The organism is Phytohabitans aurantiacus (genome assembly GCF_027923225.1).
GTDB lineage: Bacteria > Actinomycetota > Actinomycetes > Mycobacteriales > Micromonosporaceae > Phytohabitans > Phytohabitans aurantiacus.
In genome coordinates this window covers 190051-208587 of the sequence record NZ_BSDI01000011.1, presented here as the reverse complement: position 1 = coordinate 208587, position 18537 = coordinate 190051, and the positions used below count along the sequence as shown (strand labels likewise).

Genomic DNA, 18537 nt, shown 5'->3' with positions numbered 1-18537 from the left:
CGTGAAGGAAGTCGAGGCGGCGGCCGGGCTCGCTGTTTGGCGAGCCAGCCGCCTCGGCGCCGACTTGACGGCGGATCACGGGCCGCCCGGGCTCGACCCCCTGCTTCCGCTGCTGGCTGAGCTGGCGGAGGAAGTGGCCGACCTCGACCACGTCGTGGCGGTGGGTCCGTCGCTGGCCGCTCAGGCGATCACGCGCACGCTCGGGCGCCCGCTGACCGCTCTGGACACGGCCGACCCCGGCCCTGTCGAACGCGCGCTCGGCGACCGCCTCGACCGCACGGTCGTGGTGGTCACCGCCGCGTCCGACGTCACCGACGCGATCCGCCGGGCATACCTGAGCGCGTTCCTCGACTCGGGCCTGACCGAGGCGGAGGCCGCACGCCGGTTCGTCCAGGTCGACGACGTGGTGCCCGCCGGCCGTTCGGCGCTGAGCGCCGCCGCGCTCGTGCCGGCGGCGCTGGCGGGTGTCGACGTGGCCGAGCTGGTCGACCAGGCCAGCGAGCTGTCGGCCGCGCTGGCGCGGGGTGAAGACAACCCCGCGCGGGCGCTGGCTTCGACGCTCGCCGCCGGCTACGACACGGTCGCGGTGGTATCGGACGGCACCGGCCTGATCGGCCTGACCGACTGGGTCGGCCGGCTGCTGGCCGCGTCGCTGGGCGTCCTGCCCGTGGTACTGGAAGACCCGGCCGCCCCGGTGGCCGGCGACCGGACCCTCACCGTCACCGTGGGTGGCTCGCTGGGTGCGGGCACGGTGCCAGGCGGCGGCGTCTGGCCCGACGTGGCGGTCAACGGGCCGCTGGGCGCCCAGTTCCTGGTGTGGGAGCACGCCATCGGGCTCACCCCTCAGCGATCCACTCCTTCGGCGACGCCGGCCCCGCATATCGGGGAGACGTTCACCGAGGGCTCGGTGACCGGATACGGGACGTCCGCCGGGAGCGTCGTCGAAGCGCTTGGCGGGCTGCTGCTCGGCAGCCGCCCCGACGGATACCTGTCGATCACCGCGTACCTCGATCCGGTCGCCGATGCCCAGGTCGCGCGGCTGCGGCCGCTGCTGGCCGAGGTGGCCGGCCGTCCGGTCGCGTTCGGCTGGGGGCCGCAGCCCCGCCCGCCGGCCGGCACTCATCTTCAGATCACCGGGGCGGTCGCTTCTGACCAGTACCAACTCGGCGATCTTCAGGCGGCGCAGGCCGCCGCAGACCGCGCGGAGCTGGCGCGAGACGGACGCCGGATCGTGCGTCTCGACCTGGCCGAGCGCGCAGCAGGGATCGTTCAACTGTTGGACGCCGCCCGGGCCTTGGGAAACTGAGAGGATAAGTCCGTGGGTAACCCGTTGCGCGATCCACAGGATCGCCGGCTGCCACGTATCCCGGAGCCCTGCGCTCTGGTGATCTTCGGGGTGACCGGCGACCTGTCTCGCAAGAAGCTTCTTCCCGCCATATATGACCTGGCCAACCGGGGTCTGCTGCCACCCGGCTTCGTGGTTCTGGGCTTCGCCCGCCGCGACTGGGGGCATGGCGACTTCGAGTCGATGGCCTATGAGCACGCCAAGGCGCACGCGCGCACACCGTGGCGCGAGGAGGTGTGGGCGCGGCTCTCCGGCAACATGAAGTTCGTGGGCGGGGCGTTCGACGACGACGCCGCGTTCGACAACCTCGCCTCGACGCTCGACGAGCTGCGCGACTCGCACGGCATCCACGGCAACGCGGCGTTCTACCTGTCGATCCCGCCGTCGGCCTTCCCGACCGTGCTCAAGCAGCTCGCCCGCACCGGCATGGCCGACAACGAGCGCTGCGGCGGCTGGCGCCGGGTGATCGTGGAGAAGCCCTTCGGCACCGACCTGACCTCGGCCAAGTCGCTCAACGACCTCGTCGACGACGTCTTCACCGGGCCCGACGTCTTCCGCATCGACCACTACCTGGGCAAAGAGACCGTCCAGAACATCATGGCGCTGCGGTTCGCCAACTCGCTGTTCGAGCCGGTGTGGAACTCCAAGTACGTCGACTCGGTGCAGATCACCATGGCCGAAGACGTCGGCATCGGCACCCGGGCCGCCTTCTACGACGCCACCGGCACCGCCCGCGACGTGCTCCAGAACCACCTGCTCCAGCTCCTGGCGCTGGTCGCGATGGAGGAGCCGACCAGCTTCGACGCCGCCGAGATCCGCGCCGAGAAGCTGAAGGTGCTGCGCGCGATCAGCCTGCCCAAGGACATCAAGGCCGGCACGGTGCGCGGCCAGTACCTGCAGGGCTGGGTCGCCGGCGAGCGCGCCAAGGGATACCTGGAAGAGGAGGGCGTGCCGCAGGACTCCAACACGGAGACGTACGTGGCGGTGCGGCTCGGCATCCAAAATAGGCGCTGGGCCGGCGTGCCGTTCTACATCCGGGCCGGCAAGCGGCTGCCGCGCCGGGTCACCGAGGTGGCGGTGCTGTTCAAGAAGGCGCCGCACCTGCCGTTCAACCCGGCCGACGTCGAGGCGCTCGGCGAAAACCAGCTCGTGATCCGGGTCCAGCCGGAAGAGGGCGTGGTGCTCAAGTTCGGCTCCAAGGTGCCGGGCACCACGATGGAGCTGCGCGACATCGCGATGGACTTCCAGTACGGCGAGGCGTTCACCGAGTCCAGCCCGGAGGCGTACGAGCGGCTGGTGCTCGACGTGCTCATCGGCGACCGGACGCTGTTCCCCGACGCCGCCGAGGTCGAGCAGAGCTGGCATGTGGTCGATCCGCTGGAAGAGGCGTGGGAGGGCGTGAAGCCCGAGCAGTACCGGTCCGGCGAGTGGGGGCCGCGCGCGGCCGACGAGATGCTGGCCCGCGAGGGCCGTCACTGGAGGCGTGCATGAGCGAGCGTAGCGAGCGAACCAGGAGCTCAGGATGATTGGTCTTTGGGACACCACCGGCAACGAGGTGGTCAAGGCGCTGTCCGCGGAGCGGCGCAGCGCTGGTGGCGTGGCCAGCGGCATGGCACTGTCGCTGATCGTCGTGGTCGACGAGAAGCGGGTACGCGAGGCCGAGGCGGCCGCCACGATCGCGGCGGCCGCGCACCCGTGCCGGCTGCTGATGGTCGTGCGCGACGACTTCGAGCGCCCCAACAACCGGCTCGACGCCGAGATCGTCGTGGGTGGGCGGCTCGGCCCGTGCGAGGCCGTGGTCATGCGCATGTACGGCCGGCTCGCGCTGCACGCCGAGTCGGTGGTCATGCCGCTTCTGGTACCCGACGTGCCGGTGGTCACCTGGTGGCACGGCGAGCCGCCGGACCGGATCGCCAACGACTACCTGGGCATCGTGGCCGACCGCCGCATCACCGACAGCGCGATGGCCGCCGACCGGGTCGGCGCCCTGCGGCAGCGGGCCGTCGACTACGCGGCCGGCGACACCGACCTCGCCTGGACCCGGATCACCCCGTGGCGCACCCTGCTGGCCGGCGCTTTCGACACCGTCGAAGCCAAGGTCACGAGCGCGACGATCGTGGCGCCGGAGAGTGACCCGACCGCCGCGATCATGACCGGTTGGCTGGCCGCCCGCCTCGGCATCCGGCCCCGGCTGGAGCCGACGACCTCGTTCCCGCGCATGCGTTCGGTCGCGCTGGAGTGCGCCAACGGCGACGTGCTCACGCTCACCCGCGAAGACAGCAGCGCCATCTTCACGCGTACCGGCCAGGCCGACCGCACGCTGCCGCTGGTCCGCCGGCCGGTGGGTGACGAACTGGCCGAGGAGCTGCGCCGGCTCGACGCCGACGGCGTGTACGCCGAGGCGCTGAGCGCCTTCGCCCGGGTGCCGGGGCTCAACAGCCGGCCCCCGAAGCGGGTGCACGAGTGGAAGGACCCGGCCGTCGAAAAGCGCAATGTCGGCGCGGTGGGCCCGGTCAATGCGGGCGTCAATGGCTGAGACCGGCGTCGTCGTCCACGCCGACCCAGACGTCCTCGCGCAGGCGGTGGCCGCTCGGCTGATCATCAAGCTGATCGACGCGCAGGCCGAGCGGGGCAGCGCGGGCGTGGTGCTGACCGGTGGCCGGGTCGCCGCGGCGGTGTACCGCGCCGTCCGCGACCTGCCCGCCAGTGACGCCGTCGACTGGTCGCGGGTCGACGTGTGGTGGGGTGACGAGCGGTTCCTGCCCGCCGGCGACCCCGACCGCAACGAGACCCAGGCACGGGCGGCGCTGCTCGACGCGCTGCCGCTCGACCCGGCCCGGGTGCACCCGATGCCGGCCTCCGACGGTCCCGATGGCGCCGATCCGGAGGCGGCCGCCGCCCGGTACGCGGACACGCTCGCCGCGGCTGCCAAGCCGGGTCACGCCGCCCTGCCGCACTTCGACGTGCTCATGCTCGGGGTCGGCGAAGACGGCCACGTGGCCTCGGTCTTCCCCGAGCACCCGGTGGCGTACGAGACACGGCCGGTGAGCGCCGTGCGTGGCAGCCCCAAGCCGCCGCCGATCCGCACCACGCTCACCATCCCCACCATCAACACGGCGGAAGAGGTGTGGCTGGTCGCGGCCGGCACCGACAAGTCCAAGGCGGTGGGCATGGCGATGGCGGGCGGCGGCCCGGTGCAGGTGCCGGCGGCCGGCGTCCACGGCGTCGAGCGCACCCTGTGGCTCCTGGACCGCGCGGCAGCCGCCGAGGTCGCTCCCCGCCTACGCAGCCTCCGCTAGCCACGTCCTTCCGTGATCATTGCGTCATTCAAGGCGTCATAGCGACTTGAATGACGCAATGATCACGGGGCGCTAGAGCTCGCCGCGGCGGTGGCGGAGGGCTGCCAGCGCCTCGGCGAGGATCGCCTCGCCATCGGCGTCGGAGCGCCGCTCCTTCACGTACGCCAGGTGGGTCTTGTATGGCTCGGCGCGCGACGGGCCGGGCGGGTTCTGCGCGTCCTGGCCGGCCTGCTGGCCGCAGCGCGGGCAGTCCCAGGTCGGCGGCGCGGGGGCGTCAGCGGCGAGCAGTACTTCCAACGAGTGGCCCTTCGCGCACCAGTAGGTGACTTCGCGTCGGGGGGCTGGTTCGCACCGTTCGACGGGTCGGATGGGACCGGAACCGACTCGGGTGCCTCGGATGGCGCTGCCATGTGGCACGACTCTTCGCTCCTGTCGATGGAGGGGGGTTCTCGACCGGAATGAGGCTCTAAAGGAAAAACTCTACGCGCGGCCCGAAAACGGACCGCGCGCAGAGTCTACGACTACCAGTGGTGCTGGTGGGACTAGCTGTTCATCGCGAGTTTGAGCCAGAGGCCCAGGCCGACAATGCACGCAAACCACACGATGCCCACCAAAATGGTGTATCGGTCGAGGTTCTTCTCAGCGACCGACGAGCCGGCCAGGCTGGTGCTCACGCCACCGCCGAACATGCTCGACAGGCCGCCACCCTTACCGCGGTGCAGCAGAATCAGGAGCATGAGCAGGAAGCTCGTGATGACAAGCAACACGATCAACGTGTATGCGAACGCGATCGGCATGGCGGCGGTCAATCCTCTCGAAATGGGAGCGGACCAAGGATAGCCGAACGTCAGCGGCTGACGTGCTCCGGGAAGCGGCAGATCTGTACCCACTCCTCGGCGTCGATGCTCGCGCCGCCGACGAGGGCCCCGTCGACGTCCGGCTTTGCCATGATGCTCGCGACGTTTACGGCCTTGACCGAGCCTCCGTAGAGCACGCGCACGACGGCCGCGGTCTCGGCGCCGAACTTCTCGGCGATGCGTGCCCGGATCGCGGCACACACCTCCTGGGCGTCTTCCGGCGTCGCCGTCTTGCCGGTGCCGATGGCCCACACCGGTTCGTACGCCACGACGACCTTGGCCACCTGCTCGGCCTTGAGCTTGTCGAGAGCCGCGTCGAGCTGGCTCACGCAGTGAGCGACGTGCTCGCCCGCCTCGCGGATCGGAAGGCCCTCGCCGATGCACAGGATCGGCGTGATCTCGTGCCCGAGTGCCGTCTTGACCTTGGCGTTGACCAGCGCGTCGTCTTCGTGGTGGTACTGCCGGCGCTCGGAGTGCCCCACGACGACGTACTGGCAGCCGAGCTTGGCGAGCATCGCACCGGAGATCTCACCGGTGTAGGCGCCCTTGGCGTGTGGCGACAGGTCCTGCGCGCCGTATCCGATCATCAGCTTGTCGCCGTCGACCAGGGTCTGCACGGTGCGGATGTCGGTGTACGGCGGGAGGACGACGACCTCGACGTCGCTGAGCTGCTGCTCGTTGAGGCTGGCCGCCAGCTTCTGCACGAAGAGGTTGGCCTCGAGGTGGTTGAGGTTCATCTTCCAGTTGCCGGCCATCAGGGGCCGGCGAGCGGGGGCAGCCATCACTTCTCCAGAGCAGCGACGCCGGGGAGGGTCTTGCCCTCCAGGTACTCCAATGACGCACCGCCACCGGTCGAGATATGACCGAACGCGGTCTCGTCGATCCCGAGCGTGCGCACCGCCGCGGCCGAGTCACCGCCGCCGACGACCGAGAACCCGTCGATCTTGGCGATCGCCTCGGCGACCCCGCGGGTGCCGGCGGCGAACGGGGCGAGTTCGAACACGCCCATCGGGCCGTTCCAGAACACGGTCTTCGCGGTGCTGACCGCCTCGGCGAACAGCGCGACGCTCTCCGGGCCGATGTCGAGGCCAAGCCGGTCAGCGGGGATCCCGTCAGCGGGGACGACGTCATGATCAGCGTCGGCCGCGAAAGCCGTCGCCGCCACCACGTCGACCGGCAGCACGATCCGGCCTGCGGCACGGTCGAGCAGGTCGCGGCAGGTGTCGATCATCTCGGCTTCGAGCAGCGACTTGCCGACCTCGTGGCCCTGGGCCTTGAGGAACGTGAAGCACATGCCGCCGCCGACGAGCAGCTTGTCGACCTTGGGCAGGAGCGCCTCGATGACGGCCAGCTTGTCGGAGACCTTCGAACCGCCGAGCACCACCACGTACGGCCGGTCGGGCTGGCCGGTCAGGCGCGCCAGCACCTGCACCTCGCGCAGCACCAGGCCACCAGCGAAGTGCGGCAGGCGCGCCGGCACGTCGTACACGCTGGCGTGCTTGCGGTGGACGGCGCCGAACGCGTCGTCGACGTACGCCTCGCCGAAGGCGGCCAGCTGGTCGGCGAACGCGCCGCGTTCGGCCTCGTCTTTGCTGGTCTCGCCCGCGTTGAAGCGCAGGTTTTCGAGCAGGGCCACCTGCCCCGCGCTCAGGCTCTCGACGATCGAAACCGCCGATGAGCCCACCGTGTCGGCCGCGAACGCGACCGGCGCGCCCAGCAGCTCACCGAGGCGAGCGGCGACCGGCGCGAGGGTGTACTTCGGGTCGGGCGCGCCCTTCGGACGGCCCAGGTGGGACATGACGATCACCGCGGCGCCGGCGTCGCGCAGGGCGACCAGCGTCGGCAGCACCGCGCGGATGCGGCCGTCGTCAGTGATCGTCGACCCGTCGAGGGGGACGTTCAGGTCGGCGCGCACGAGCACGCGCCGACCCTGCACACCCTCGGCGAGAAGATCGTCGAGAGTCTTGATCGTCACAGCGAGGAACCCACCAGCTTGACCAGGTCGACGAGGCGGTTCGAGTAGCCCCACTCGTTGTCGTACCAGCCGACGACCTTGACCTGGTCGCCGATGACCTTGGTGAGGCCGGCGTCGAAGATGCAGGAGGCCGGGTCGGTGACGATGTCAGCCGAGACGATCTCGTCTTCGGTGTAGCTGAGGAAGCCCTTGAGCGGGCCCTCGGCGGCCGCCTTCACCGCGGCGTTGACCTCTTCGACGGTGACCTCACGGGCCAGCGTCACGGTGAGGTCGGTCGCCGAGCCGGTCGGGATCGGCACGCGCAGCGCGTAGCCGTCGAGCTTGCCCTTGAGCTCCGGCAGCACCAGGCTGATCGCCTTGGCGGCACCGGTGGAGGTCGGCACCACGTTGAGCGCGGCGGCGCGGGCCCGGCGCAGGTCCTTGTGCGGGCCGTCCTGCAGGTTCTGGTCCTGCGTGTAGGCGTGGATCGTGGTCATCAGACCGCGCTCGATGGTGAACGAGTCGTGCAGCACCTTGGCCATCGGGGCGAGGCAGTTGGTGGTGCAGGACGCGTTCGAAATGATCGAGTGCTTCGCCGGGTCGTACGACTCGTGGTTGACGCCCATGACGACCGTCACGTCTTCGTTCTTCGCCGGGGCGGAGATGATGACCTTCTTGGCGCCGGCGTCGATGTGCGCCTTGGCCTTGGTGGCGTCGGTGAAGAAGCCGGTCGACTCGATGACGACGTCGGCGCCCAGGTCGCCCCAGGGCAGCTTGCCCGGGTCGCGCTCGGCGAGCGCCTTGAACGTCTTGCCGTTGACGGTGATCTCGTCGCCGGTGGCCTTGACCTCGTAAGGCAGGCGGCCCAGGATGCTGTCGTACTTGAGCAGGTGCGCAAGCGTCGCGTTGTCGGTGAGGTCGTTCGCGCCGACGAGCTCGATGTCGGCGCCGGAGGCGAGCACCGCCCGGAAGAAGTTACGGCCGATACGGCCGAAGCCGTTGATGCCAACCCGGATGGTCACAGGTCCATCTCCTCGTGTTCTGGTCCGCCGGGCGGAAGCCATAACCGGCGGAGAGTGTTTCGGCCCCGTCGCCGTTGCACCTCGACCCTATCCGAGTTGCGGTGCCGACCCGGGGCCGGGGTCCACGTCAGCCGACCAGCATCTCAGGTGTGACGGCCGCCTCAGTGTCCGGAATGCCCAGGTCACGGGCGCGCTTGTCGGCCAGCGCGAGCAGCCGGCGGATGCGTCCCGCGATCGCGTCCTTGGTCAGCGGCGGGTCGGCCAGCGCACCCAGCTCTTCCAGTGACGCCTGACGATGCTCCAGCCGCAGCTGGCCCGCCGAGGTGAGGTGGTTGGGCGCGTCTTCGGACAGGATGTCGAGCGCCCGCGTGACCCGTGCCGCGGCGGCCACCGCCGCCCGGGCGGAACGCCGCAGGTTGGCATCGTCGAAGTTGGCCAGCCGGTTGGCGGTGGCCCGCACCTCACGACGTACCCGGCGCTCCTCCCACGCGAGCACGCTGGAGTGCGCTCCTATGCGGGTGAGCAGCGCGGCGATCGCGTCTCCGTCCTTGACCACCACGCGGTCGACGTGGCGCACCTCGCGCTGCTTGGCCGTGACGCTCATCCGCCGCGCGGCACCGACCAGCGCCAGCGCGGACTCCGGCCCCGGGCTCGTGATCTCCAGCGCGCAGGAGCGGCCGGGCTCGGTCAGCGAGCCGTGCGCCATGAACGCGCCCCGCCAGGCGGCCACCGCGCAGCACACTCCCGCCGACACCACGTGCGAAGGCAGGCCGCGCACCGGACGGCCACGCACGTCGAGCAGCCCGGTCTGGCGGGCCAGCGCCTCGCCGTCCTTGACGACCCGGACGATCCAGTGGCTGCCCTTGCGCAAGCCGCCCGACGCCAGCACGTGAATCTCGCTCGGGTAGCCGTACACCTCGGCAACCTCGCGCCGCAGGCGGCGCGCGACGTTGCCGGTGTCGAGCTCGGCTTCCACGACGACTCTCCCCGAGACGATGTGCAACCCGCCAGCGAAGCGCAACAGGGCGGCCATCTCCGCCCGACGGCAGCATGGCTTGGGTACGTCGACCCGGCTCAGCTCGTCTTTGACCGCCGCGGTCATCGCCATTTCGGTGTCATCTCCTGGACATCTGTGAGGTGCTTTATTTGGGTCTCTGGATATCTCTGCGTGCTTTATTTGGGTCTAACGACCGGAGGCCAATACCGGCACCAATGCGGCGCCGAGAGCGCCGGGATCGTGCCGAGCGGTGCCGTCCGGTGCTGCCACGGGCGCCACCGCGAGTTGCGCACCCAGAGATTCTGCCGCATGCCGCACGGGTTCGGGGTCGCCTACCGCTTTCCCGTCGGCGAGAACCGTGTCGACTTTCAGGGCGGGCAGGTACCACCGGAGGGCCGCGAGGTGGTCAGCGAGCGACAGTCCGAGGGTCTCGCTCTCCTCCGCCAGGTTGAGGGTGACCAGCCGGCGGGCCGGGCTCGCGACGATCGCCGCGGCCAGTTCGGGCACGAGCAGATGCGGGATCACGCTCGTGTACCAGCTGCCCGGGCCGAAGATCAACCAGTCGGCGTCGGTGATCGCCGCCACGGCCTGCGGGCAGGCGGGCGCGTCGGCCGGTGTGATCCGCACCGACTCGACCTGGCCCGGTGTCACGGCGATGTTGTGCTGGCCGCGCACGATGACCACCTCGTCGGGGCGCGCCGGATCGGCGCCGCGCACGTTGGCCTCGATGCCCAGCGGCTGGCACGACATCGGCAGCACCCGACCCACCGCCCGGACCATGCCGGCGGCCTGCGCGAGCGCCTCGACCGGGTCACCGAGCAGCTCCATCAGCCCGAGCAGCACCAGGTTGCCCACGGTGTGGCCGGTGAGCGGGCCGGGCGGCTCGAAGCGATGCTGGAAGAGGTCGGCGGTCAGCTTGCGGTCGTCGTCGGCGAGGGCCGCGAGGGCCTGGCGCAGGTCGCCCGGTGGCAGGCCGCCGCGCTCCGCACGCAAGCGACCGCTGGATCCGCCATCGTCACCGACGGTGACTACAGCCGTGATGTCCAAATCAAGATCAGGAGCGGTGCGGCGCAATGCCCGTAACGAAGCGCCGAGCCCGTGGCCGCCTCCAAAAGCGACAACTTTGGTACGCCGTCCGGCGCCCCCGGGTGCCGTTGGTGCTCCCGCGGCGGCGTGTCCGCTCATTCCCGCCCCAGGTCGCGGTGCTGGGCGTTGGCGGCCAGGCGGGCGTGGCGCAGCCGCGTGGCCAGCTCCTCCGCGATCGCGACGCTGCGGTGCTTTCCACCGGTGCATCCGACCGCCACGGTCAGATACCGCTTGCCCTCCCGCTCGAAGCCGGGCGCCGTCGCGTTGATCAGCCGGGCGTACGTCTCCACGAACGTCACCGCGCCCCGCTGCCCCAGCACGTACTGGCTCACTTCTTCCTCACGACCCGTGTGTTCACGCAACTCCGGTACCCAGTACGGGTTGGGCAGGAAACGGGCATCGAGCACGAAGTCGGCGTCAGGCGGCAGGCCGTACTTGAACCCGAACGACAGCACGGTGACCCGCAGCCGGCGCGCGTCTTCCCCGCCGAACATCTCCTCCACGCGCCGCCGAAGCTGGTTGACGTTGAGGTGGCTGGTGTCGATGATCACGTCGGCCTGGTCGCGGGCCTCCTCCAGCAGCTTGCGCTCGGCCGCGATGCCGTCGGCCAGCCGCCCGTCGCCCTGCATCGGATGCGACCGCCGCACGCTCTCGAACCGCCGGATCAGCACCTCGTCGTCGGCGTCGACGAACACCACCCGCGGCTGGAACCCGCGTTCCTTCAGCGCCCGGATCGCACCGACCAGATCGGCGGAGAACGCCCGGCTCCGCACGTCGAGCACCATCGCGGTGCGCTGGGCGGCGCCACCGGCCTTCTGCGCGAGCTCGGCCATGTCGAGCATCAGCGCCTGGGGCAGGTTGTCGACCACGTAAAAACCGACATTTTCCAAGGCCCGCGCCACCGTGCTGCGGCCGCCGCCGGACACACCGGTGACCACCACCAGCTCGGTTTCCTGATCGTCCCGCCGGGCGTCGTCGTGCACCACTAGATCCTATGGGGTGGGTTCGGCAGGTGCGTTCAACGCCGCCACGATCGCTTCGGCTGTTCGCCGTCCGATACCCGGCACCTCGGCGATCTCCTCGGGCGTGGCGGCGGCCAGCCGCTTCAACGACCCGAACTGCCGCAGCAACGCCTTGCGCCGCACCTCGCCAAGCCCCGGCACACCGTCGAGCCCAGAGGTGATCATGCGCTTCGACCGCCGCTGCCGATGGAACGTGATCGCGAACCGGTGCGCCTCGTCACGCAGCCGCTGCAACAGATACAGCCCTTCGGACGCTCGCGGCAGGATCACCGGGAAATCGTCGCCGGGCAGCCACACCTCTTCCAGCCGCTTAGCGAGACCGCAGAGCGCGACGTCGTCGATCCCGAGGTCCGCGAGCACCGCGGCCGCCGCGGCCACCTGTGGTTGCCCACCGTCGACCACGACGAGCTGCGGCGGGTACGCGAACTTGCGCGGCTTTCCGGTCGTCGGATCGATGCCGGGCGTCTCTTCCGCGTCCAGCTCGCCGATCTCGGCCCGCGCCTCTATATATCTGGCGAACCGCCGCCGCAGCACCTCAGACAGCGCCGACAGGTCGTCCGTGGCGCCCCGCACCGCGAACCGCCGATACTCGCTCTTACGCGCCAACCCGTCTTCGAACACGACCATGCTCGCCACGACATCGGTGCCCTGGATCTGCGACACGTCGTAGCACTCGATGCGCAGCGGCGCCGTCGACATCCCGAGCGCCTCGGCGATCTCCTCAAGCGCCTTGCTGCGGGTGGTCAGGTCACCGGACCGCCGCAGCTTGTGCCGCGTCAGCACCTCGGCCGCGTTGCGCGCCACCGTCTCCAGCAACGCCTTCTTATCTCCACGCTGCGGCACCCGCAGGCTCACCCGGCTGCCCCGATGCTGCGTCAGCCAGTCGGCGAGCGCGTCGGCGTCGGCGGGCAGCGCCGGCACCAGCATCTCCCGCGGCACATCGCTCTCACCGTGCTCACCGCCGTAGACCTGGCTGCAAAAATGGTGCACCAGATCTCCGGTGGACAGATCCTCGACCTTTTCCACGACCCAGCCGCGCTGGCCGCGCACCCGCCCACCCCGCACGTGAAACACCTGCACCGCCGCTTCGAGCGGATCCTCCGCGAACGCCACCACGTCGGCGTCGGTGCCGTCGCCCAGCACCACGGTCTGCTTCTCCATCGCCCGCCGCAGCGCCACCAGATCATCGCGGAGCCGCGCCGCCCGCTCGAACTCCAGCTCCTGCGACGCGGCCATCATCTCCCGCTCCAGCCGCTTCACCATCGCGTCGGTGCGCCCGGCCATGAAGTCGCAGAAGTCGAGGACGATGTCGCGGTGCTCTTCGACGGACACCCGCCCGACGCACGGCGCCGAACACTTGCCGATGTCGCCCAGCAGGCAGGGCCGGCCAATCTGGCCGGCACGCTTGAAAACACCGGAAGAACAGGTCCGCGCCGGGAAGACCCGCAGGAGAAGGTCGAGCGTCTCGCGGATCGCCCACGCGTGAGAATACGGACCGAAGTAGCGCACGCCCTTGCGCTTGGCGCCGCGCATCACCTGCAGCCTCGGGTACTCCTCGTCGAGCGTGACAGCAAGAAACGGGTATGACTTGTCGTCGCGGTACTTCACGTTGAACCGCGGGTCATACTCCTTGATCCAGGAGTATTCGAGCTGGAGCGCCTCGACCTCGCTGCCCACCGTGACCCAGTCGACCGACGCCGCGGTGGTGACCATCTGCTGGGTGCGCTGGTGCAGGTGCCACAGATCCCCAAAGTACGAATTCAGCCGACTGCGCAGGCTCTTCGCCTTGCCGACATAGATCACCCGGCCGCTGGGATCGCGAAAGCGGTAGACCCCAGGAGCGTCGGGAATGGTGCCCGGCGCGGGACGGTAGGTTGCGGGGTCGGCCACGCAATCAGCCTAGCCCGCACCAGTGACACTCCTACGCGAGCGTGATGTTCTCGCCTTCGACGTTGAGCTGACGCTCGGTCAGCGGCTTGGTGGCCGGCCCCTTCTTCACGGAGCCGTCCTCAATGGAAAACTTGCTGCCGTGGCAGTTGCAGTTGATCGTGCCGCCATCGACACTGGTGACCGGGCACCCTTGATGCGTACAGGTACTGCTGAACGCCTTGAACTCCCCCTGCGCCGGCTGAGTCACCACGACGCTCTGCGCCGCGAAAATCGTGCCACCCTCGACGGGGATCTCGCTCGTCTTGGCCAGCGCCCCGCCACCGCTACCCTGCGTGGCGGTCGGTGACTGACTGCCGCTGCCCGCATCCTCATCGGGATCAGTGCCGCAAGCCGCCAAGACAGCGGTGGCGCCGATCGCACCCGCGCCCGCGAGCAGCACCCGCCGGCTCGTGACGGCCGGATCAATCACCGGCTGTTCCTCGCTCATGGCTCACCCTTCCTGTTGAACGCGACCACGCCAATAGACACGGAGCGTCACCCCGATCGGTTCACTTTGAGCCGTACGCCCTTTTCCACCCCACCCCCTAGCCCACTCCCCCGAACCCGCCCCGCCCGCCGCGCCGCACCGCGGCGAGCGGCGGGCCGCGCGGCAACGCCGCCCCGCCCCGCCCGCCGCGCCGCCCGCCGCGTCGCATCGCGCGTCGCATCGCGGCGCACGACCCGCGGCAACGCCGCCCTCTCCCCGCCGATCAAGGGCGCCGCGCACCGCCCAGCCCAGCCCAGCGCGACGCGACGCGACGCGACGCGACGCGCGATAGCGCCGCCCTCTCCCCGCCGATCAAGGGCAAATGCACGTGCTTCGATCGCTTTTCCGCGTGCGTTCGCCCTTGATCCACGCAGATGCCCTTGATCGCCGCCCGCCGTCCGCCGCCGGCAGCCCGCCGCCCGGCGCCCGCTGCCCCGCCGCCGCTCGTCCGCCCGCAGCCCGCAGCCCGCAGCCCGCACCGACAAGGCCGGCATATAACCGGCATATAACCCGCCCGATCGCGGGCGAATACCCCCGCCGCCGGCCAGGTCGCTGGCCGTCCATGGCCCACCCGCGACACGCCGCGCGACACGCCGCCCCTCCCATCGATCAAGGGCGAATGCACGCGGAAAGCGATCGAACCGCGTGCATTCGCCCTTGATCCATGCAGATCTCCTTGATCGCCGAGCCACCAGACCGCCGGACCCGCCGGAATGAGAGCGCGGCGCGGTCGCTCCGACCGCTATGCCCCTGATATCTGGCGCCGGAGATCGACACACGGGCGACCCAGCCCAATGCGGCCCGCGGACCCGGCGGCGTTACGACAACTTCAGGGAACTTGCTGGATCAGACCCGGTCGGAAGGCGCACTTTCCCGGAAATTGCGGCATCCCACACCGCGCCAGCGTCGCGACGCCAGGCCGCCCGGCTTAAGGCCGCGAGGCGGATGTGGTCGAGACCGCCGCGAAGCCCGCCGATCAAGGCCGTTCGCATCGATCAAGGGCGAACGCACGCGGAAAAGCGATCGAACCACGTGCATTCGCCCTTGATCGGCGAGAAGAGGCAGCAGCGCAGAGGGGAGCCCAACCGCCAGCGCGCAAGCACGCAGAGCGCAAGGCCCGCGCGGAGCGCAACCACCAGCGCGCAGCGCCAGTCCCGCCGCAAGCGCAAGCACACAGAGCGCAACGCCGGCGCACAAGCGCAACCACCAGCGCAACGCCCGCGCAGAGCGGCGACGTTGTACAGAACCGGGCGTTAGCCCCGAGACCTGGCCGGAGCGCGCCGAGCCTTCGGCGCCGCCGCCTTCGCGGCCTTCGCCGCACCGGGAGCCTCGCCCTTCGACGCAGCCGCCCCCTTCGCCCCGGCCGCGCTCTTCGAGCCCGGCGTCGCCTTCGACGCCGGTGTCGCCTTCGACGCTGACGCTGCCTTCGATGCCGTCGCAGCCTTCGACGCTGGCACCGCCTTCGAGGCAGCCGCCGCCGTCTTCGACGCCGCCCTGGTCTTGGACGCGCCCGCGGCTACGCCAGCCGCCGGAGCGGCCCCGGACGACGAGGCCGACGAGGCTGACGAGCCCGCCCCGGATGCCGACCGCGACGTCGCCTTCTTCGCCACCCCATTGGCCTTGGCGGCGCGCGACGTGGCCTCCGCGCCTCCGGTCGGTGTGCCGTCGAGCCCGAACACGTGCCGCAGGTACTGCCCGGTGTGGCTCTCGGGCACCTCGGCCACCTCCTCGGGCGTACCGGTAGCGATCACTGTGCCGCCCTTGTGACCGCCCTCGGGACCCATGTCGATCAGCCAGTCGGCCGTCTTGATCACGTCGAGGTTGTGCTCGATGACGATGACCGTGTTGCCCTTGTCGACCAGGCTCTCCAGGACTCGCAGCAGCTTGCGGATGTCTTCGAAGTGCAAGCCTGTCGTCGGCTCGTCGAGCACGTACACCGTGCGGCCGGTCGACCGTTTCTGCAGCTCGGACGCCAGCTTGACGCGCTGCGCCTCGCCACCGGACAGCGTCGGTGCCGGCTGGCCCAGGCGCACGTATCCGAGCCCCACGTCGACCAGAGTCTTGAGGTGCCGGTGGATCGCCGGGATCGCCTCGAAGAACCCGGACGCCTCCTCGATCGGCATCTCCAGCACCTCGGAGATCGTGCGCCCCTTGTAGTGCACCTCGAGGGTCTCGCGGTTGTATCGCGCGCCCTTGCACACCTCGCAGGGGACGTACACATCGGGGAGGAAGTTCATCTCGATTTTGATCGTGCCGTCACCGGCGCAGTTTTCGCACCGGCCGCCCTTGACGTTGAACGAGAACCGCCCCGGCCCGTAACCCCGCACCTTCGCCTCGGTGGTCTCGGCGAAGAGCTTGCGGATGTGGTCGAACACGCCCGTGTAGGTGGCCGGGTTGGAGCGCGGGGTGCGCCCGATCGGCGACTGGTCGACGCCGACCACCTTGTCGACCTCGTCGAGACCGGTGATGCGGGTGTGCCGCCCCGGCACCATGCGGGCGCCGTTGATCTGGTTGGCCAGCACCGTGTACAGGATGTCGTTGACCAGGGTCGACTTGCCCGACCCGGACACACCGGTGACCGCGATGAACTGCCCGAGCGGGAACGCCACCGTCAGGTTGCGCAGGTTGTGCTCGCGCGCGCCCTGCACGACCAGCTCGCGCCCGGGGATGCGCATGCGCCGCATGCCCGGAGTGGGGATCGACCGCCGGCCCGACAGGTAGGCACCGGTGATGGACTCTTCGCTCGCCAGCAGGTCAGCCACCGATCCGGTGTGGACGATGCGGCCGCCGTGCTCGCCCGCGCCCGGCCCGATGTCGACGATCCAGTCGGCGGTGCGGATGGTGTCTTCGTCGTGCTCGACGACGATCAGCGTGTTGCCGAGGTTTTTCAACCGGACCAGTGTCTCGATGAGCCGGTGGTTGTCGCGCTGGTGGAGGCCGATCGACGGCTCGTCGAGCACATACAGCACGCCGACCAGGCCGGATCCGATTTGGGTGGCGAGCCGGATCCGCTGCGCCTCGCCGCCGGAGAGGGTGCCCGCCGGCCGGTCGAGCGACAGGTAGTCCAGACCCACGTCGACCAGGAACCGCAGCCGCGCGTTGATCTCCTTGAGCACCCGCTCGGCGATCATCTTCTGCCGGTCGTTGAGCACCAGCGAACCGAGCATTTCGGCGCAGTCACCCACCGACAGCCCGCAGACCTCGGCGATGCTGCGGCCGTCGATGGTGACCGCCAGCACCTCTGGCTTGAGCCGGGCGCCGCCACACGCGGGGCACGGCACGTCGCGCATGTACCCCTCGTACTTGTCGCGCGACCAATCGGACTCGGTGTCGGAGTGCCGCCGCTCCAGCCACTGCACCACGCCCTCGAACCCGGTGTAGTAGGACCGGACCCGCCCGTACTTGTTGCGGTACCGCACATGAACCTGGTCTTCGACGCCGAACAGGATGGTCTTCTGCGCCCGCGCGGGCAGCGCGCGCCACGGGGTGTCGATGTTGAAGTGCTCGGCCTCACCGAGCGCTTCGAGGAGCCGCAGGAAGTACTCCAGGGTCTGGTTGGTCGCCCACGGCTGGATGGCGCCTTCGCGCAGCGTGCGCTCCGCGTCGGGCACGACCAGCTCGGGGTCGACCTCCTTCTTGGTGCCGAGGCCGGTGCACTCGGGGCAGGCGCCGTAGGGCGCGTTGAAGGAGAAGCTGCGCGGCTCCATCGCCTCGAACGACAGGTCGTCGTACGGGCAGGCCAGGTGCTCGGAGAAGGTGCGCTCGCGGTGCTCGTCGTCTTCGGGCAGGTCGACGAATTCGAGGATCACCACGCCCGCCGCCAGCCGCAGCGCGGTCTCGACCGAGTCGGTGAGCCGCTGCTTGGCGCTCGCCTTGACGGTGAGCCGGTCGATCACGACCTCGATGGTGTGCTTTTCCTGCTTCTTCAGCTTGGGCGGCTCCGTGAGCGGGTGCACCACCCCGTCGACCCGCACGCGCGCGTAACCCTTGGACTGGAGCTCCGCGAACAGGTCGACGTATTCACCCTTGCGGCCGCGCACGACCGGCGCGAGCACCTGGAAACGGGTGCCCTCGTCCATCGCGAGCACGCGGTCGACGATCTGCTGGGGCGTCTGCCGCGAGATCGGCCGCCCGCACTTGGGACAGTGCGGCTCGCCCACGCGCGCGAACAGAAGCCGCAGGTAGTCGTAGACCTCGGTGATCGTGCCCACGGTCGAACGCGGGTTGCGCGACGTGGACTTCTGGTCGATCGACACGGCGGGCGAAAGGCCCTCGATGAAGTCGACGTCGGGCTTGTCCATCTGCCCGAGGAACTGCCGCGCGTATGACGACAGCGACTCCACGTAACGTCGCTGCCCCTCCGCGAAGATCGTGTCGAAGGCGAGGCTGGACTTGCCCGATCCGGACAGCCCGGTGAAGACGATCATCGCGTCGCGCGGCAGGTCGAGGTTGACGTCGCGAAGGTTGTGCTCGCGCGCGCCACGGATGATCAGTCGGTCGGACACTACCTGCCCCCGGGAGAAGGTTTTCGAACACGTG

Annotated in this window: 14 protein-coding genes and 1 pseudogene; 4 read left to right on the top strand and 11 right to left on the bottom strand. The window is 70.0% G+C overall.

What is annotated here, in order from left to right; all coding sequences use genetic code 11:
• Position 1: 1 nt before the first annotated feature.
• From QMG73_RS14625 to pgl, 4 genes are read left to right on the top strand one after another with little or no spacing between them, the layout of a single operon-like run.
• A complete protein-coding gene (locus QMG73_RS14625; RefSeq protein ID WP_281895701.1) occupies positions 2 to 1306 on the top strand; it encodes a glucose-6-phosphate isomerase in 1305 nt (434 codons plus the stop codon).
• A gap of 12 nt (positions 1307 to 1318) precedes the next feature.
• A complete protein-coding gene (gene zwf / locus QMG73_RS14620; protein ID WP_281895698.1) occupies positions 1319 to 2836 on the top strand; it encodes a glucose-6-phosphate dehydrogenase in 1518 nt (505 codons plus the stop codon).
• Positions 2837 to 2867: 31 nt separating this feature from the next.
• Positions 2868 to 3881: a glucose-6-phosphate dehydrogenase assembly protein OpcA gene (locus QMG73_RS14615; protein WP_281895696.1), complete on the top strand. Its 1014-nt coding sequence runs from the start codon at positions 2868 to 2870 to the stop codon at positions 3879 to 3881.
• Positions 3874 to 4644, top strand: a complete 771-nt coding sequence (pgl, locus tag QMG73_RS14610; RefSeq protein ID WP_281895695.1) for a 6-phosphogluconolactonase — start codon at positions 3874 to 3876, stop codon at positions 4642 to 4644. Before QMG73_RS14615 ends, pgl begins: the two co-directional genes overlap by 8 nt.
• A gap of 72 nt (positions 4645 to 4716) precedes the next feature.
• Here the strand turns inward: pgl and QMG73_RS14605 are convergent, their stop codons facing one another.
• The 11 genes and pseudogenes from QMG73_RS14605 to uvrA all read right to left on the bottom strand — a co-directional run.
• A complete protein-coding gene (locus tag QMG73_RS14605) occupies positions 4717 to 5061 on the bottom strand; it encodes an RNA polymerase-binding protein RbpA (protein WP_281895692.1) in 345 nt (114 codons plus the stop codon).
• A gap of 125 nt (positions 5062 to 5186) precedes the next feature.
• On the bottom strand, positions 5187 to 5441 hold the full coding sequence (gene secG, locus QMG73_RS14600; RefSeq protein WP_173038233.1) for a preprotein translocase subunit SecG: 255 nt from the start codon (positions 5439 to 5441) through the stop codon (positions 5187 to 5189).
• Between the two features lie 50 nt (positions 5442 to 5491).
• A complete protein-coding gene (gene tpiA / locus QMG73_RS14595; protein WP_281895688.1) occupies positions 5492 to 6283 on the bottom strand; it encodes a triose-phosphate isomerase in 792 nt (263 codons plus the stop codon).
• Positions 6283 to 7476, bottom strand: a complete 1194-nt coding sequence (locus QMG73_RS14590; protein ID WP_281895686.1) for a phosphoglycerate kinase — start codon at positions 7474 to 7476, stop codon at positions 6283 to 6285. The genes tpiA and QMG73_RS14590 overlap by 1 nt, the downstream gene beginning before the upstream one ends.
• Positions 7473 to 8477, bottom strand: coding sequence for a type I glyceraldehyde-3-phosphate dehydrogenase (gene gap / locus QMG73_RS14585; protein ID WP_281895683.1), 1005 nt, complete (start codon positions 8475 to 8477; stop codon positions 7473 to 7475). The genes QMG73_RS14590 and gap overlap by 4 nt, the downstream gene beginning before the upstream one ends.
• Positions 8478 to 8604: 127 nt before the next feature.
• Positions 8605 to 9585 carry a DNA-binding protein WhiA gene (gene whiA, locus QMG73_RS14580; RefSeq protein ID WP_281895681.1) on the bottom strand — a complete coding sequence of 327 codons (981 nt, stop codon included), beginning with the start codon at positions 9583 to 9585 and terminating at the stop codon, positions 8605 to 8607.
• 75 nt (positions 9586 to 9660) lie between these two features.
• Positions 9661 to 10659 (bottom strand): gluconeogenesis factor YvcK family protein, encoded by a 999-nt coding sequence (locus QMG73_RS14575; RefSeq protein ID WP_281895679.1) that lies wholly within the window; start codon positions 10657 to 10659, stop codon positions 9661 to 9663.
• On the bottom strand, positions 10656 to 11543 hold the full coding sequence (gene rapZ / locus QMG73_RS14570) for an RNase adapter RapZ (RefSeq protein ID WP_281895677.1): 888 nt from the start codon (positions 11541 to 11543) through the stop codon (positions 10656 to 10658). The genes QMG73_RS14575 and rapZ overlap by 4 nt, the downstream gene beginning before the upstream one ends.
• 9 nt (positions 11544 to 11552) lie before the next feature.
• Complete coding sequence (gene uvrC, locus QMG73_RS14565; protein WP_281895675.1) at positions 11553 to 13472, bottom strand: excinuclease ABC subunit UvrC; 1920 nt, start codon at positions 13470 to 13472, stop codon at positions 11553 to 11555.
• Between the two features lie 31 nt (positions 13473 to 13503).
• Positions 13504 to 13959 (bottom strand): Rieske (2Fe-2S) protein, encoded by a 456-nt coding sequence (locus QMG73_RS14560; protein WP_281895673.1) that lies wholly within the window; start codon positions 13957 to 13959, stop codon positions 13504 to 13506.
• A gap of 1589 nt (positions 13960 to 15548) precedes the next feature.
• Positions 15549 to 18503, bottom strand: a pseudogene (gene uvrA, locus QMG73_RS14555) (excinuclease ABC subunit UvrA); the annotation flags it as partial.
• Positions 18504 to 18537: the final 34 nt, after the last annotated feature.

Coding starts and splice junctions, on each gene's coding strand:
- QMG73_RS14615 (WP_281895696.1), top strand. CDS start 2,868: ATGATTGGTCTTTGGGACACCACCGGCAACGAGGTGGTCAAGGCGCTG.
- secG (WP_173038233.1), bottom strand. CDS start 5,441: ATGCCGATCGCGTTCGCATACACGTTGATCGTGTTGCTTGTCATCACG.
- whiA (WP_281895681.1), bottom strand. CDS start 9,585: ATGGCGATGACCGCGGCGGTCAAAGACGAGCTGAGCCGGGTCGACGTA.
- tpiA (WP_281895688.1), bottom strand. CDS start 6,283: ATGGCTGCCCCCGCTCGCCGGCCCCTGATGGCCGGCAACTGGAAGATG.
- QMG73_RS14575 (WP_281895679.1), bottom strand. CDS start 10,659: ATGAGCGGACACGCCGCCGCGGGAGCACCAACGGCACCCGGGGGCGCC.
- pgl (WP_281895695.1), top strand. CDS start 3,874: ATGGCTGAGACCGGCGTCGTCGTCCACGCCGACCCAGACGTCCTCGCG.
- QMG73_RS14560 (WP_281895673.1), bottom strand. CDS start 13,959: ATGAGCGAGGAACAGCCGGTGATTGATCCGGCCGTCACGAGCCGGCGG.